This is a genomic window from Thalassospiraceae bacterium LMO-JJ14, from assembly GCA_021555105.2.
Lineage (GTDB): Bacteria > Pseudomonadota > Alphaproteobacteria > Rhodospirillales > Casp-alpha2 > UBA4479.
In genome coordinates this window covers 3,383,353-3,399,685 of the sequence record CP134604.1, presented here as the reverse complement: position 1 = coordinate 3,399,685, position 16,333 = coordinate 3,383,353, and the positions used below count along the sequence as shown (strand labels likewise).

Genomic DNA, 16,333 nt, shown 5'->3' with positions numbered 1-16,333 from the left:
TGGGCGCGGGGTTTGCTATATCCGCCGCTCTCCATGGGACCACGGCAGACGACGCCCGGCCCACATTGGGGGCGCATAGCTCAGATGGTAGAGCAGCTGACTCTTAATCAGCGGGTCCAAGGTTCGAGTCCTTGTGCGCCCACCAATTTCGTAGATTTTCGATCTTGCGGTCAGGCTTTGCTTGAACGGCATTGTCACGTTAATCAACTTTCCTGATATTCGGCATAATATTCTGCAGGCAGAATGACTTACAGTGCGGCATATACGGTGCCGGTCAATTATATAGCCAGTAACGTGACAATGCCGGCGGTTGACAAAGTCTGTACCCAGCCTTAGTTAGTAATTAATCACTAACTAAGGCTGGGTATCATGCGTGTCCGAAAATCTGCCGCAGTCCGGAAGGCTGAGATTATTGACGTTACCCTTCGCCTGGCCGACAAACTTGGGCCAGACCGGCTGACGACCGATGCAATTGCGACTGCCGTCGGCCTTACCCAGCCGGGGATATTCCGACACTTTCCGAAGAAGCACGATCTATGGGAGGCGGTGGCCGCCCACGTTGGGTCAATGATGGAGACTTGCTGGAAGAATGCTCAGAGCGGAGACACCACCTCCAGAGAGAAGATACGTCAACTGATCGGCGCGCAACTGCGCTTGATCCAGTCAACGCCGGCGATCCCCGCCATTCTTTTTTCACGGGAACTCCATAGCAAGAACAAGGGCCTGCGGAGAGCTTTCTTTGGACTGATGAACCGCTTCCATAAGCTGATTGCCGATCTGGTGGCGCAAGCCTGCGTAGCGGGTGAATTGCGCGACGATCTCAATCCAGACGATTCCGCCTATCTTATCATCGGGCTGGTGCAGGGCCTTGCCGTAAGGTGGTCTATCAGTGGCCGGAATTTCGATCTGATAGAAGAGGGAAACCGCCTTCTTGAACTGCAACTAATGGGCCTTGCTTACGGAACCGCGGGGCCTGACGGAGAAAGTGGTGCATCATGAGAAAACGTTTTGTCCGATATGTTTTGTTCCTACTGGGGGTCGGCGCAGTCGGGGCGGCCATATTACTGTTCATTTTTATCAGACCAATACCGGTGAAGGTCGCGAGGCCCGCTGAAAATGTACCGATACAGGTCTTCGGCCTTGGCACGGTAGAGGCACGTATCCTCTCTAAAATAGGTTTCGAGGCCGGTGCCGCGCTTGTTGAACTAAATGCCGATCATGGCGACCGGGTGAAAGAAGGCGATGTCCTCGCGCGCTTGCACAGCGCCGAACAGGCGGCCCGCGTGGCCAAGGCCAAGGCCGGAATGGTCAATGCCGAAGCGGTGGTAAAGATGGCTGAAGCCGCCGTCGGCAAGGCGCGCGCCGTTCTTGCTCAGAAGAAGCAGACGAACAAACGCAAAAAGGCACTTATCGCTCGGCAAACGGTGTCTGTCGAAACCGCCGAAGAAGCGCAAATGGAACAAGACGTGGCTGACGCCGAATTGGTTGTGGCAATCAGCGACGTGGATGTTGCAAAGGCCGTCCTAGAAGATGCCCGCGCGCAGTTCGACGTGGAGAAAGTGCTTCTGGATCATCACGTACTCAAAGCACCCTATGACGCCATCATCGTCCAACGCCACAAAGAGCTGGGTTCCGTTCTCAGCCCCGGCGAAGCTCTTTTTACGTTAGTTGCCCCGGAAACCATCTGGGCGCTGGCCTATGTCGATGAATCGCGCGCCGGTGATCTGCGGGTTGGTCAGCCCGCCGAGGTTCGCCTTCGTTCCCTTCCTCGGCAAAAATTCCCTGGCCACGTGGTCCGTATCGACATTGAAAGCGACCGGGTGAGCGAAGAGCGTCGGGTCTATATCGCCTGCGACCGTTGCCCTGATCGTTTTTATCTCGGCGAACAGGCAGAAATTTTCGTTACGACCGGCGTCGTCGACAAAGCGCTTCTGGTTCCGGAAACGGCAATCGTGAATTTTGACGGGACCAAAGGTACGGTTTGGACCGTGGAGGATGACGAATTGTATCGCCGGGAGGTCGTGCTTGGTCGTAGAACACTCGATTCCCGACTTGAAATCACCGATGGCCTGCCGGAAGGCGCGCGCGTCATTATTGCGCCACGCCAAGGGCTGCGCGAGGGCCGTGCGGCGAAGGTGCAAGAAGGTACGTTGCCATGAACCTAGCTTATCGGGATATCCGGCACAATCTCGGGCGTTTTCTGCTCACCTGCTTCGGTCTAAGCCTGTTGCTGGGCGTCGTCCTGTCCATGATCGGGATTTACCGGGGGTTGGTGGAGGATGCGCTAACGTTGGTTCGTACACCTGTTGTGGATGTCTGGGTCGTGGAATCCGGTACGCGCGGACCTTTCGCCGAATCGTCCCGTATTCCCGGTGATACACGCGAAGCCATCGCCCGGCTTCATGGTGTCATTGCGGCAGGCAGTGTGACCTATCAATCCGTCGAGACGCGTCACGGCAGTCAAAAGCTGCGGCTTTATGTCGTCGGTTACGAACCCGGACGTCCCGGCGGGCCTGATACGATCTCCACGGGGCGACCGATTGGCCGGGGCCACTATGAAATGGTGGCAGACAAACGGACAGGTCTGTTACCCGGCAGTCGTGTGGAACTGGGCCGCGACACGTTCACGGTTGTCGGCCTTACCGACGGGCAGGTATCTTCCGGGGGAGATCCGGTAATTTACATCACGCTGAAAGATTCCCAACAGCTTCAATTCGAGTTGGCACCACCAGCGGCGCGACGGGAAATCGCACGAGGTGCCGGTTCCGGTGACACGGATACGATCAATGCTGTTGTCGCCCGTGTCTCCCCGAATGTGCCGCCGGAAAGCGTGGCAGAAGCGGCGCGGCGCTGGAAACACCTTGCGGCCATGAGCCATGATGAACAGGAGCTTATCCTGACGCGCTCTGTTGTTGAACGCGCGCGCAAGCAGATCGGGCTGTTCACAGCTCTGCTGATGATCGTCTCGGCCGTTATCATCGCACTGATCCTCTACACGATGACTATGGATAAACTTCGGGAGATCGCTACCCTCAAACTGATTGGCGCGGCAGATCGCACCATCGTTTGGCTGATTCTGCAGCAAGCCCTAGCGATGGGCACGATCGGTTTCGGGTTCGGCGCGTTGCTGATTACGAGTATCAAAGACTATTTTCCGCGCCGCGTCGTGCTCCAGCCAGAAGACGGGCTTGCGCTTGCTGCGGCAGTCATCTTTGTCTGCGTTCTTTCCAGTGCCCTCGGCGTGCGGCTGGCGCTCAAAGTCGATCCAGCAGCGGCATTGGGGAGCTAGCAATGTGCCCCCCTAAAAGCGAATTGCCGCTTGTGCATGTGCGGAATGTCTCGAAATATTTCGGCGAAGGGGAAACCCGCGTTGATGCGTTGCGCGATGTCAGTCTGAAGGTCCATCCTGGCGAGGTGGTTGCGCTTCTTGGCCCCAGCGGATCGGGGAAAACGACGCTCCTGAACGTCATCGGCTGCATCGTCGAGCCCAGTAAAGGCTGGGTCAGCCTCGACGGTGAAGTTGTCTATGACGGACACTGGCTGCGACCTGATCTGCGCAAGCTTCGGCTGGAAAAAGTCGGTTTCATTTTCCAGTTTCACAACCTGCTGCCCTTCCTAAACATCACCGATAATGTCGCCGTGGTACTTAGCCTTGCCGGGTTCGACAAGGATGAATCGAAACGGCGGGCGATTGAGTTGCTGGATTATCTGGAAGTAGGTCACCGTAAAGATGCTATGCCGGCAAATCTTTCGGGTGGGGAGGCTCAACGGGTAGCGATCGCCCGCGCGCTCGCCAACCGTCCGCGGATCATCCTTGCGGATGAACCCACGGCGGCGCTTGATTCCCAACGAGCGGGTATCGTGATGGATTTGTTGCGCAAGGTTGCTGTTGAGCAGGATGCAGCAATTCTTGCCGTCACGCATGATGAGAAAATATTCGACCGCTTCGACCGTATTTTCCATTTGCGGGACGGGCGGCTGGAAAATCAGAACACAGAACAGCCTTGTCAAGGTAACGGTATGTGAACAAAGCTCGCGACGAGGCGTTGTCAGATGAATATGCTTCAAGCCGTCACCACTCGGCGAGGTCGATGGATAGACAAATTGCGAAACACGTTCATCGCCGCCCGGTATGATCGGAGCCCGTCTGTGACAATAACAGCGGGGCCGCCGCTTCATTGCGCATTTTAGGAATTTCAGCAGCTCCTGACTAAGGACCTCTGGCGAAATTTTGAAATAGCGATATGGATTATTCGTTCGCCGAGGCTACGGAACGGTCTTGTTCTGCTCAAGCTCGTTTGATCTGATACTGTCCCGAAAAGGATTGCCTAGTCTCCGCGTTTGGCGGGGGCAGATTATGCCTCGTGGTCGGCCAAATCATGATCGAATTCCAGGAGGGCATAACTGTCACAGTTATGAGCTTACACCTTTAACCGGTTCCACACGGATAGTTTAGAAAATTGTCCGTCATACCATCCTGAGAGCCGCGCGTCTTGGTGCGCTTAACTTTTGGCTATGCGCCTGTTCGGGTTCGCGAAAAACAGGATCAGCACCGCCATGACCAGAAACGCCAGCGCAATCGGCGATTTCAACAGGAACAGCGGATCGCCCCCGGACGCCGAATAGCCGCCCCGGATCAGCTCTTCGAGCCGGGGTGACAGCAGAAAACCGATGACGAAGGGCAGGATGGAGATATCCAGTCTGCGCAGGACATAGCCGATCAGGCCAAAGACCATCACCACCCAGATGGCGACGAACCCGCCGTCCTGTGCATACACGGCGGTAAGGGTAATCAGCAGGACGACCGGCAGCATGATTGATTTAGGAATACGCGCCAGCACGCCCAGTGAGCGCATGAGAACACCACCGACGGTCCAGTTGAAGGCATTGGCGATCACCATCAGCGTGAACATGGCAAAGGCGATGACCAGGTCCTTGTTGATGATGGTGCCGTAACCTTCGATCTCCTTGATCTCGGTAAACCGGAAGACCTGCGGGCCAAGGGTGAAGTCGCCAACCGATTCCACGGCGAGGATGATGAACACGGCGGCGAAGTTGCCGGGAATACCGAGGCTCATGACCGGGATCAGGTTGGCGCCGGACACCGACGAGTTGGCCGCTTCCGTCGCCGCCACGCCTTCGGGAATGCCGGTGCCGTATCTTTCAGGTTTTTTCGAGAACCGCTTGGCGAAGTCGTAGCCGAGGGTCGCCGCCAGGGTCGTGCCGATCCCCGGCAGGGCGCCGATCACGGTGCCGATCAGCGACGATGAACAGATCACCGGCATGATGGCTTTGATATCGGCCCATCGAAAGCGGTTGTCGCCGTGGGCCTTGTTCTGAATGGGCTTTTTATTGGCTATCCGGTGGCGTGCCGCGTCCTCGATGCCGATGAAGACCTCGCCGACGATCAGCACGCCGAGAATGGCCGACGATAGCGGCAACCCGTTGCCCAGTTCCGCAATCCCGAAGGTCATCCGGGGGCCGTTCCCCGACAGGGTGGAGCCCATCAGCGCCAACAGCATGCCGAGCACGCCTATCATCAGGCCCTTGAGCGGCGCACTGCCAGCGACGGCCGCCATGAACGACAGCGACAGAATGATCAACGCCGCTTTCTCGGGCAGGTCGAGAACGCTTTCGATCAGCACCGCAAGCACCGGCGCGGTCAGGAACAGCGCCATGTCACTGAAAGTATCGCCGCAGACGGAACTGAAATGGGACACCTTCAGCGCCTTCGGCCCCTGGCCGTTGAGCGCCATCGGATGACCGTCGAGTGTCGTCAGATAGGCATCCGGCGTGCCGGGCGTGTTGAACAGAATGGCCGGGACCGCACCGCCGACGGTGGCCCCCTTCATCAGGCCGATCAGGAATCCGAGGATCGGCAGCAACGCATCATCGCTGACCCCGAACACCCAGATCAGCACCGGCAACGACAGCGCCATGGCGAAGGGGCCGTTAAGGCCGGGCGTCGCGCCGACGATGATGCCGACGATCAGTCCGGCGAACACCATGATCAGCGGCATCCAGTCCAGGCTGCCGTCCGACGCCGTAAACACATCGGCGATACCGCGCAGCACGTATTCGAGAACCAGTTCCATCAGTTTTCCCGGTTAGTAATCGGCATTGGGGGGCAGCAGGACGTTGGTCAGCAGCTGATCGAAAATGATGATCGAGACCACGATCACGGTCAGCACCGAGATGATGCCGACGCGCCGCAGACGGCCCTCGGTCCAGCCGATCAGGGTGACAGTCATCAGAAACCCGCCGGTGACGTATCCGAGATATTTATATGGGGCCGTATCCGTAAGATAGCGGTACTCGACATCAATCAGGCCGAAACTGCGCATCACCCACGCCGCGGCCGGTCCCAGTAAATACATAATAAGAAGTCCGCTGACGCAGATCGCCGTGAAAAGGATCAGGAAGCGGATGTTGTCTTTGGTCAGATGTCCCTGCGCGCCGGGGCTAGCCGGCGGCGATCCCCGTGTCAGGGACAGGAAAAGCTGCAGCCCGCTCAGCAGGGCCAGCGTAGCTGCCAGCAGGGTCGGAAAAAAGGCGTCGCCGGGTTCGGTCTTGCCAATCGGATTGACGAAAAAAAACCCGCCGCGCATGTCGTTTGGAAACCACACGAAAATCGCCGCCAGCGAGGCGACGAAAATAACGGCGCCGAACCCGATATCCCAGGGGTCCGGCGCCGTATGTTTTTGGTTGTCGGAAGCGTTCACGCTCACTTGACCAGTTTGACCAGTTCTTTGTTGGCTTCGAGGTTCTTCTTGAGTTGAGCCTCCAGCGCCGCACCGGACGTCATCAGCGGACCCGGGGGGTACTGCTTGGTGATGAACTTGGCGGTTTTCGATTCCGGGTTCTTCAGAACTTCGTGGATTGCTGCGGCGAAGGTGTCACGCGCATCGTCGCTCATGCCTTTCGGACCGGCCAGCAGGAACTGGAAGCCGAGACCGGTTTCCATCACGCCGAGATCGATCAACGTCGGCTGATCGGGTGCCTGTACCAGCGGCTTGGGTTCCGCGGAAGCCAGGATCACCAGTTCGCCCGCAGCGACCAGCGGTCCCTGAACACCGCCGCCCCAACCGACATTGGCGTCCTTGGCCACCAGCGCGTTGATTGCGGACTTGCCGCCCTTGCCGCGCAGATGGTTGACGGTGATGCCATAATGACGCGCCACCATTTCAGCACCGGCCTGAACCTGGTTGCCCCAGTTGGCCCAGACGATGTTGGTGCCACTCTTGGCGGCCTTGACCATGTCGTCGAGCGACTTCCAGCCACTGTCGGCACGTGCCAGCACGGCCATTTGCGAACCCGCCGTCATCGTGATGTAGGTGAAATCATCGATCGAAATGTTCTCGTTGCCGATGGTCGCAAAGTCGAAGGTGGTGTTGATTGCGAGACCAACCGTCTGACCGTCGGCGGGTTCATTCTTTAACTGCGCTGCCATTACGGCACCGCCGCCACCGGCTTTGTTTTCCGGGATGATGCGCCAGCCCTTGAGGGCTTCCAGTTCTTCGGCAAGGGCGCGGGCCTGGGTGTCGGTACCGCCGCCGGCGCCGAAGCCGATCCAGAACTTGATCGGGCCTTTGGGTGCCCATTCGGCTTGCGCCGGACCGGCAAACAGCGCAAGCGCTGCGAGTAAGGGTAATAAGCGTTTCATTGACGTGCTCTCCTCTGGTTTAAAGTGTCGCTTATGTTTGGTCGTGTACTCAAGTTTCTTCCGTCTTTCTTGTTTGTCCCTGTTACATCCCGTAGGACTCGGTAATTTCGACCGGCCTGTGGCCGGGCGGCAGCTGATAGCGCTGGAACAGGATCGGGGCATCGTGAATGGTGAAGTCCTTGATGTCCCAGATCGTGCCCGTGGTGCCGCCGGGCAGAAGCAGATGATGGCACGCCTGGTCGTCCAGGGTGCGGCAACTGATGGCGTGTTCCATGCGAATCGTCGGAAGGTTAAAGCGGTCGATCAGCATCCGGTGCAGGGACGAGCCATTGAGGTCTTCGATCGCACGGTCCAGATAAACCTGCCCATGCTCATAAGTGAAATAAACGCTCGAATACGCCGGGGGCTGCTGATCGAACCATACCAGCCGGTCCACGCGCACACATCTTTCGACCCGCAGTGATTCCTGCCACGGTCCGGGGTTGGTATCCGCATTTACGGCAAGGGTCCGCACAAAGGGCATCATGTATTTGCCGGTATCGGGATCCTTGTAGCGGTAGACGAAGACTTCATTGACCAGTGAGCTACGGTCGGCGATGAACGTGCCGGTCCGGCGATGGCGCACAACGAGGCCATTGCTGACCAGTTGCGCCAAAGCCTTTTGCACGGTCCCGACGCTAACCGGAAGCTTTTCCGCAAGCGACGTTTCCGTCGGGACCCGTTCGCCGGGCTTGAAGCAGCCGGAAATCACGCATTCGGAAAACGCTTCCACCAGCCGCTGGTATTTCGGGATGCCATTGGCCGGCATGCCGTCACCGACGGATTGCAATAGCGCATCAATGGCAATTTCCTGGGTCGACATGCGGCTCCATATACTTAATAGTTTTAATTAATATACTATATAGTATATAAAAACAGAACACCGTCAACACGCTGTTTCACCCGCTGGCACGAGGAGGCGACTTTTGAAAATCACCCTATTGGGGACCGGTACCCCCGCGCCCTCACTGACACGCCAGAGTTCCGGCTACCTCATTGAGATCGGCAACGATGTCATCATCATGGACCACGGCCCCGGTGCGGCGCACCGTCTGCTTGAGGCCGGATCCCACCCGACCAAAGTCACGCACGCCTTCCTCAGCCATATGCATTACGACCACATCATGGACTATCCGCGTCTGGTCCTGCAGCGCTGGGACATGGGGGCCGGCAAAATTCCTGAACTGAAGGTCTACGGCCCGCAGCCGCTGGCGCGGATCACCGAGCGCCTGATCGGCGAGGACGGTGCGTTCGGACTGGATATCGAATCCCGGGTTTCGCATCAGGCCAGCAAGGACGTGTACGTATCACGCGGCGGCGTGCTGCCCCGGGCCAAGCCGGCACCGGAAATCAATGAAGTCGCGCCCGGCGATACGGTAGAGGGGGACGGCTGGCGGATCGTCGTCGGCGAGGCCGCACATTTTCAGCCGATCATGGATTGCCTCGGCTTCCGTCTCGAAACCGACGAAGGCACGCTGGTCTATTCAGGTGACAGCGGCGGGGTCCCGGACAGCATGGTCGAGCTTGCCCGCGATTGCGACATGCTGATCCACATGTGCCATTTCGCCTCCGGGATGGAACCGACCGAGGCCTACCGGCTGGCCAGCGGCAATCACATGGATATTGCGGAAGTGGCGAAACGTGCCAATGTTAAAACGGTTGTGCTCACACACTTCATCCATCTGCTCGACAGTCCGGGCGTCCTTGAAGAAATGGTCACGGAGATGAAAACCGTGTTTTCCGGAAATATCATTATCGGCCGTGATCTGATGAAACTGTCACTGAACGTAGATTTGCCGCACCGGATCGACTGAACAGGATTAACAAGATGATCAAAGCCCGCCCCGTCGTTCATGCCCGGAAATATGCCGTCTCGGCGGGGCACGCGCTTGCCACCCGGGCAGCGATGGAAATCCTCGAGAACGGCGGCAATGCGGTTGACGCCGGGGTCGCGGCGGGACTGGCCATCGGCGTGCTGCACTCGGATCTGGTCAATTTCGCCGGCGTCGCGCCGATCATCATCCGGATGGCGGACAGCGATGAGACGATCACCATCGACGGCCTTGGTGTCTGGCCGAAACGGGCGTCGGTTGAGTATTTCGAGCGTGAACACGGCGGTGCCATGCCGCAGGGGCTGATGCGGACCGTGGTGCCGGCGGCACCGGCGTCGTGGATCGCTGCGCTGGGGAAATTCGGCACCATGCGCTTTGCCGATGTCGCGCAGTTCGCCGTTCGCTATGCCCGGGACGGGTTTCCCGTCTATCCGGTGTTCGCTGATTTTATCGCCACCAATGAAGCCGCTTACCGCCGGACCCCGGCGTTACAGGAGATTTACCTGCCGAACGGCCGCCCGCCGAAAGTCGGCGAGATGTTCGTCCAAACCGACCTTGCAGCGACGATCCAGTACATGATCGACCAGGAACAGGCCGCGGGCGGCGACCGCTTGCAGGGGCTAAAGGCGGCGCGCGATGCCTTTTATGTCGGCGACATCGCCCGCAAGATCGTCGATTACCACGCCGCCAAAGGCGGCTTTCTCGGGGCCGATGACCTGGCCGATTTTCAGGTCCGTTTCGAAGCCCCGCTCAAGGTCAAATTCGGGGATGCGGAAATCCATACCTGCGGCGCGTGGTGCCAGGGGATTTCGCTGGCGCAGGCCTTCAAAATGCTGGACGGCATCGATCTGTCCGGTCTCGAACATAATTCCGCCGATTATATCCATACCCTGACCGAGGTCTTCAAACTGGTGTTTGCGGATCGCGAAGCTTATGTCGCAGATCCGGCCTTCGTCGATGTCCCGGTAAGCGGCATGCTGGATGAAAAATATCTCGCGTTGCGGGCCGGGCTGATCGATCCCGTCCGTGCGTTCGACGCCATGCCGCCCGCGGGCGATCCCGTCAATATGCGGGCCGTGCTGGAAGAAGCAGCCGGGACCCAACCGGATGCGGTGAACGGACCGGCAGATGATCCGCATGACACCCGTCCCGTTGATAAACATAAGATGGCCGACCCGGCATCCGCCGACACGTCATATGTGTCGGTGATCGACGCCGCCGGGAACATGTTCTCGGCAACCCCCAGTGACACATCCGCCGATACCGAGGTCATTCCCGGAACCGGGCTGTGTCCGTCATCCAGGGGTTCGCAGTCGCGCGGGATCAGCGCCTCGATAAACGCCGTCGCACCGGGCAAGCGTCCCCGCCTGACCCCCAATCCGGCCCTGGCGATCAAGGACGGCAAGCCGCTGATGGTGTTCGGCACACCGGGCGGCGATGTACAGATTCAGGCGATGATCCAGGTCTATCTGAACCGCTTCCATTTCGGCATGGACATCCAGAGAGCGGTCGAAGCACCGCGTTTCGCGACCTACAGCTTCCCGTCCTCATTCGCACCGAACGCCTATTTCCCGGGCCTGCTGATGGTCGAACAGAGCATCCCCGAACATGTCGCCGCAGACCTTTCGGCCCGCGGCCACATGCTCGAACGCTGGCAGGACGGCACATGGAAAGCCGGCGGTGTGCTTGCGGTGGTACGTGATCCCGAAACAGGGGCGTTGACGGCTGGGGCCGATCCCCGGCGTGCCGGCACCGCCGGCGGGGTCTGAAAATGTCGGGTGAAACGATTGAGGATGCGGCAATGCTCCAAGCTCTTGATGCCTATGCGAAAGCGGTCGCCGAAGCGCCGGACGCCGACACCGCGTTCCGCTTGGCAGAAAGAGCCGCCGCAGACCTGATCGGCCACCGGTTGTTTACGGTCATGGCGTTGCATCGCGAGAGCATGGAAGTGGAGCGCTGTTATTCAAGCAATCCCGACAAATATCCGACGGGCGGACGAAAGAAGAAACGCTTTACTGCGTGGGGCGACCAAGTTCTGACGCAAGGGCGACCTTTCATCGGCTACAATGCCGACGATATCCGCGCCAATTTCAATGACTATGCGGTGATCATCGACCTTGGACTGGAATCCGTCCTGAACATGCCGATCAGGGCCGACGGCAAAACCCTAGGAACGATGAATTTACTGGATGAAGCGGGTTTTTATCGCGAGGATCATGTGGCGTGTGCTCACAAGATCGCCGATGAGCTTGCCAGTGCACTTAAGAATAGATAGCTGACTCAACGATAATATCTTCACTCCGATCGTTGGTGCAGACTTGCAACAGCGAGTATTGCGTATGGAGTAGCCGCCACTATGCATAGGCAAAATGCAAGACGCTTATCCGACCGGGTTGAATGCATAGGTTTCGATTCCAATAGGTGACCTTGCTCCTAACGCAGGACCGGCCAGAGGCCGATGTCCTCAAGGGCGCAGAGTTCTGCCGGTATGAAGCCACTCATCGGTGTGTCGGAGCACAATGACGACCTTATCAACTTGTCCGCGAAAGATGAGAAGGCAGTGGACATTGATCGGCGCAGGCGACGGACTCGACCCTCGAACGCAATAGCCAGAAAATGAAGATTGTCGTCTTTGTTTCCTTCGCGCCTATGGAAACGGGGCCGCTTCGCCTGTATATGGACAGTCGGTAATGAAGCCGAAACTCAATACGGAGAAAAATCTTGAAACTTCTTCTCATTAATCCGAACACCAGCGAGTGCGTCACGGCTCGGCTGCATTCTGCAGCGGCGGCGGTCGCTTCGCTGGACACGGAAATTATTCCTGTTACCGCCAAAAAAGGAGTTCCTTACATCTCCACCCGCGCCGAGGAGCTCATTGGCGGTCAAGTGGTGTTGGAGGTTCTGTCGGAGAAATCCGCTAACGCCGATGGCGCGATTGTCGCGGCGTTTGGTGATCCGGGACTCGGCGGTGCGCGCGAAATGTTCGACATTCCAGTCATTGGGCTTGCCGAAGCAGGGATGGTCACGGCATCGATGCTTGGCCGCAATTTCTCCATTGTGACATTCGCAACGGCGCTGGGATCCTGGTATCAGGAGTGCGTCGACTGGCACAAATTATCAAGTCGCTGCGTCAGCATTCGGACGCTCGACAAGCCATTCACGTCGATCAACGATGTCGGCGAAGAAAAGGAAGATCTGCTGGCCGAGCTTGCGAACGATGCCGTCGTTCGGGATGGTGCGGATGTGGTCGTTCTAGCCGGCGCCCCGCTTGCCGGATTGGCATCGCGCGTTCGCGATCGCATCCCCGTGCCTGTTGTTGATTGTGCCGAAGCGGCAATCAAACAGCTCGAACTTCTTGTCGCCTTGAAATTCCGGAAAGCGGAATCCGGAAACTTCATGCGGCCTGCCGCCAAAGAATCGGTGGGCCTGACTGCTGCGCTTGCTGCCCGTCTCGCACACAAAGACGGACATGGTTCACTGAATTCCTAATACCACCAAACCGACGCGCGGGGGACCGTCACCCTCGGCGTTCGATGTAAATTCCTTTTGCTCCCTCCCACAAAACGCTTCGTCCAAGTTCATAAAGGTTTCCGTCCGGGTCATCGATCGTCAGAAAATGATTGCCGGCGAGTTGCCCGAATTTCGAAGCGAACCGCACTTCGCCATATGCCAGAAGCATCTCCGATTCGCTGATTCCGCCAGGATACAGGATCATCTGCCCCGGCTTCGGATAACTGGTATGGTTTTCGTAACCGACGTCGAAATGATCGTCGCCGAACGGAATCCAGACGCCTTCTCCACTCCAACGTACGTGGATAATTTTGCTGTCCAGCGGCAGTTGTTTCTCGATCAGCGCGCACGTCTGCGGTGCGGCTTTCGTCTCGAGAACGCCGTCGAATGTGAATGGCCCGGTTGTTACCAAAACCTTTGTCACTAACCATCTCCTCCGATTTCTATGTGTTTTTAACTGAATCACTGGCAGATGGTTTCGTCGCCTGAATAATTCAATGCTTTGTTTGTTTGGAGCGATATCATCGTGGCTTTGTTAATGCAGGGAAATCTGGAAGCAGCACGGCTGATTCCAAGCACCGGGCACCCAGTGATTGTGCCGAGATGGCGCCCGAAATATGACAATCCGCTAGATATTTGCATCTTCGTCGTGATAAGAGGCATTCTTGTCGGAGGAAATACAACGAATGAAATCCAACTCGACGGTCAAAGGCGGTGGCAGAAAAGGCGGCTTCAGGTCGAGGCCTTCGTTGCATGACGAATTGGTCGTCACAGTGCGGGATATGATCCTGGAAGGGGAACTCGCACCGGGTACCCGCATACCCGAAGTCGCGATCTGTGAGGATCTGGGCGTATCGCGTACACCGCTACGCGAGGCGCTCAAGGTGCTGGCGTCGGAGGGGCTGGTCGTCCTGCTGCCCCGTCGCGGAAGCATGGTTTCGGAAGTCAGCATCGATGAAATTTCAGCAGTGTTCGAAGCCATGGCTTCATTTGAAGCGCTAATCGGCAAGCTGATTGTCGAAAGGGCGACGGATACAGATATCGCCGAAGTCGACAAGATGCATGAGAAGATGATGGCGGCTCATGCGGATGGCAACCGAACTTCTTATTTCCGCCAGAACCAGAACATTCATTTTCGACTCGCCAGCCTGACGCATAACCCCGTGCTTATGAACACGTACGAAGCCTATTCCCGGAAGATCATGCGCGGTCGGTCCGTTGCCAACCTCGACCAGGTCCGTTGGGACGAATCGGCGCGCGAGCACGAGGGCATCATGGAGGCGTTACGCAGTCGGAACGCCGGCCTGCTTGCCGAAAGGATGCGTGAACACTGCGACCTGACCGCTAAGTTCGTCCTCGACGCCCTAAGTCGCGTTTCCAATACCTGATTCCCCCTGCAAGCTGAAGCTGCCCGTGACAGTGCGTGCGCAGACTCAGTTATTTTTCGCAAAATGTTTTAATAAAAATGTTTTAAAACAATAAGATGCAAAAAATATAATTAAAAATTATTGATAAAAAAATCATTTGCCTGATATTGATTGGTGGAGAACAACATCGGCGCCATCACCCGGCGCTACCAATTTCAGGAGGCACCAGCGTGGCTGACATGGGCGAAACGTTCGATCTGATCATCAAGGATATCGATATTCTCACCGGCGATAGGGAACAGTCCGTCATTAAAGACGGTTATGTCGCCGTAAAAGACGGCCGCATTGTCGAGGTCGGAAAGACCGATGTCGTTGAAACGGATTTTCGGGCGACGCGCAGCATATCGCTGCCGGGACGTGTGATGACACCGGGGTTCGTAAACGTTCACACACACGCCATCCTCAGCATGGTGCGTGGCGTTGCCGAAGACATGGGGTTTGCGCCGGCATACACACCTGGCGTGCCACACGGTCACGAGGTCACGCCGGATGAGGCTGTTGCGCTCGGGCGTCTTGGCGCGCTTGAAGCAATGATGTTCGGATCAACGCTTATCAACGACACGTACGTACATCAGGACCTGACCTTGCCCGCAATGGCTGAGGTTGGGCTGCGTGTCTATGCGTGCGGCCGGATTCATGACGTCGATTTTTCCCGCGTGCATGAGAAAATCTGGGAAGTGGATCCCAAGATCGGTGAAGTAACACTGGGGTTGGCGGTGGACCTGGCCGAGAAGTATCACGGTGCTGACAACGGACGCATGGGCGTGCAACTCGCAGCGCATGCACCGGACACGTGCTCACGTGAGTTGTTGTGCGCGATCCGCGAAGTGCGCGACGACAAGGGATTGCGTGTGACGACTCATCTATCCCAAAGCGGTATCGAGGTTGAACGAATTCTGGAGCGCGAAGGGATGCGCCCGCCTGAATTTCTGGACGACGTCGGGTTGCTCGACGACCGGTTGCTGGGGGCACATTGCATATTTGTCGACGATGCGGATATCCAGCGGATCGGCGCTGCCGGTGTGAACGCAATCAATATCGCAAAAGGAAATGCGACGGGCGGCACGATGGCGCCAACGACGGAACTCCGTCGCGCCGGCGCGAATCTGACCCTCGCCACTGACAACATGCATGCTGACATGGTTGAAGTCATGCGCTGGGCGCTTTGTGTCGGCAGGTTGAAGGAGGGAAGAGTTACCGACTTCTGGCAACCCGAAGACGTTTTTCAGATGGCGACCATGAACGGTGCCAAGGCGATGGGGCTCGAAAACGAGGTTGGCTCGATTGAGGTTGGTAAGCGCGCGGATGTGGTTCTGTTCGACTTCCGCCGACCGCATCTGACGCCGAAACTCGATCTGCTGGGGAACCTCGTCCATACCGGTCACGGTCGAGATGTCGAGATGGTCGTCGTCGAAGGGGACATCGTGGTAGAGGACGGAAAGCCGACGAAAGTCGACGCGAATGAGATTATTCGTGACGCAGAGAACGCAGCGCAGGCCTTGTGGCAACGTGCCCGTGAAGCTGTATAGCAATATTTTCTAACGAAGAATCAATAGCTTGGCGTTGAGCAATCGCGCGAAGTCATTGAAAACAAAATTAATATTGCATTTATAATTATAAATTATATATTACATTTATGCTGGCGGTACGATGCTGGCCAAGCTGTCCGGAAAATGAAGGCGGCACAAAACCATCAACAACACGGGGCTTGCGTCATGTTCTTTGGAATTCCCACACATCAGGTCTTTCGTTCTGTTTCTGTGCCCAGCCCGAGTTCGGGCACCGGGCCACGGAAGGCCGACGTGTGCCGGGCTGACGGGTGCCTTCAACCACGCCGGGTTTCATCGGGCTTGCCATTGCTT

General features: G+C 57.4%; 15 protein-coding genes and 1 tRNA gene. 11 read left to right on the top strand and 5 right to left on the bottom strand.

The genetic code is table 11. From position 1 onward, the window contains the following. Window positions 1-69: 69 nt before the first annotated feature. From L2D14_16085 to L2D14_16065, 5 genes are all read left to right on the top strand, one after another. Window positions 70-145: transfer RNA gene (locus tag L2D14_16085), tRNA-Lys, on the top strand. Between the two features lie 224 nt (window positions 146-369). Beyond that, the gene (locus L2D14_16080; GenBank protein ID WNJ99376.1) at window positions 370-999 is read left to right on the top strand and encodes a TetR/AcrR family transcriptional regulator; all 630 of its coding nucleotides are present in this window, start codon (window positions 370-372) and stop codon (window positions 997-999) included. Beyond that, entirely contained in the window at window positions 996-2,159 is a 1,164-nt protein-coding gene (locus L2D14_16075) for an efflux RND transporter periplasmic adaptor subunit (GenBank protein WNJ99375.1), read from the top strand. The genes L2D14_16080 and L2D14_16075 overlap by 4 nt, the downstream gene beginning before the upstream one ends. Beyond that, the gene (locus tag L2D14_16070) at window positions 2,156-3,289 is read left to right on the top strand and encodes an ABC transporter permease (GenBank protein ID WNJ99374.1); all 1,134 of its coding nucleotides are present in this window, start codon (window positions 2,156-2,158) and stop codon (window positions 3,287-3,289) included. The genes L2D14_16075 and L2D14_16070 overlap by 4 nt, the downstream gene beginning before the upstream one ends. A 2-nt stretch (window positions 3,290-3,291) precedes the next feature. After that, window positions 3,292-4,026 carry an ABC transporter ATP-binding protein gene (locus L2D14_16065; protein WNJ99373.1) on the top strand — a complete coding sequence of 245 codons (735 nt, stop codon included), beginning with the start codon at window positions 3,292-3,294 and terminating at the stop codon, window positions 4,024-4,026. A 476-nt stretch (window positions 4,027-4,502) separates the two neighbouring features. Here the strand turns inward: L2D14_16065 and L2D14_16060 are convergent, their stop codons facing one another. From L2D14_16060 to L2D14_16045, 4 genes are all read right to left on the bottom strand, one after another. Then, window positions 4,503-6,095 (bottom strand): tripartite tricarboxylate transporter permease, encoded by a 1,593-nt coding sequence (locus tag L2D14_16060; GenBank protein WNJ99372.1) that lies wholly within the window; start codon window positions 6,093-6,095, stop codon window positions 4,503-4,505. A gap of 12 nt (window positions 6,096-6,107) precedes the next feature. Next, on the bottom strand, window positions 6,108-6,722 hold the full coding sequence (locus L2D14_16055; protein WNJ99371.1) for a tripartite tricarboxylate transporter TctB family protein: 615 nt from the start codon (window positions 6,720-6,722) through the stop codon (window positions 6,108-6,110). 2 nt (window positions 6,723-6,724) lie between these two features. Continuing rightward, window positions 6,725-7,663, bottom strand: a complete 939-nt coding sequence (locus tag L2D14_16050; GenBank protein WNJ99370.1) for a tripartite tricarboxylate transporter substrate binding protein — start codon at window positions 7,661-7,663, stop codon at window positions 6,725-6,727. Window positions 7,664-7,745: 82 nt separating this feature from the next. Then, complete coding sequence (locus tag L2D14_16045; GenBank protein WNJ99369.1) at window positions 7,746-8,525, bottom strand: GntR family transcriptional regulator; 780 nt, start codon at window positions 8,523-8,525, stop codon at window positions 7,746-7,748. Between the two features lie 103 nt (window positions 8,526-8,628). Between L2D14_16045 and L2D14_16040 the strand changes: the two genes are divergently transcribed. The 4 genes from L2D14_16040 to L2D14_16025 all read left to right on the top strand — a co-directional run bounded on the left by L2D14_16040 (window position 8,629) and on the right by L2D14_16025 (window position 13,023). Continuing rightward, window positions 8,629-9,516: an MBL fold metallo-hydrolase gene (locus L2D14_16040; protein WNJ99368.1), complete on the top strand. Its 888-nt coding sequence runs from the start codon at window positions 8,629-8,631 to the stop codon at window positions 9,514-9,516. 14 nt (window positions 9,517-9,530) lie between these two features. After that, complete coding sequence (locus L2D14_16035) at window positions 9,531-11,303, top strand: gamma-glutamyltransferase (protein WNJ99367.1); 1,773 nt, start codon at window positions 9,531-9,533, stop codon at window positions 11,301-11,303. 32 nt (window positions 11,304-11,335) lie between these two features. After that, on the top strand, window positions 11,336-11,809 hold the full coding sequence (locus L2D14_16030) for a GAF domain-containing protein (protein WNJ99366.1): 474 nt from the start codon (window positions 11,336-11,338) through the stop codon (window positions 11,807-11,809). A 446-nt stretch (window positions 11,810-12,255) separates the two neighbouring features. Beyond that, entirely contained in the window at window positions 12,256-13,023 is a 768-nt protein-coding gene (locus tag L2D14_16025; GenBank protein WNJ99365.1) for an aspartate/glutamate racemase family protein, read from the top strand. Window positions 13,024-13,051: 28 nt separating this feature from the next. Here L2D14_16025 and L2D14_16020 read toward each other — a convergent pair whose 3' ends face one another. Continuing rightward, window positions 13,052-13,468, bottom strand: a complete 417-nt coding sequence (locus L2D14_16020; GenBank protein WNJ99364.1) for a DUF3830 family protein — start codon at window positions 13,466-13,468, stop codon at window positions 13,052-13,054. A 262-nt stretch (window positions 13,469-13,730) separates the two neighbouring features. On the opposite strand from L2D14_16020, the gene L2D14_16015 reads away from it, so the two are divergent. Next, window positions 13,731-14,432, top strand: a complete 702-nt coding sequence (locus L2D14_16015; GenBank protein WNJ99363.1) for a GntR family transcriptional regulator — start codon at window positions 13,731-13,733, stop codon at window positions 14,430-14,432. A gap of 218 nt (window positions 14,433-14,650) precedes the next feature. Then, window positions 14,651-16,000: an amidohydrolase family protein gene (locus L2D14_16010; protein ID WNK01697.1), complete on the top strand. Its 1,350-nt coding sequence runs from the start codon at window positions 14,651-14,653 to the stop codon at window positions 15,998-16,000. Window positions 16,001-16,333: the final 333 nt, after the last annotated feature.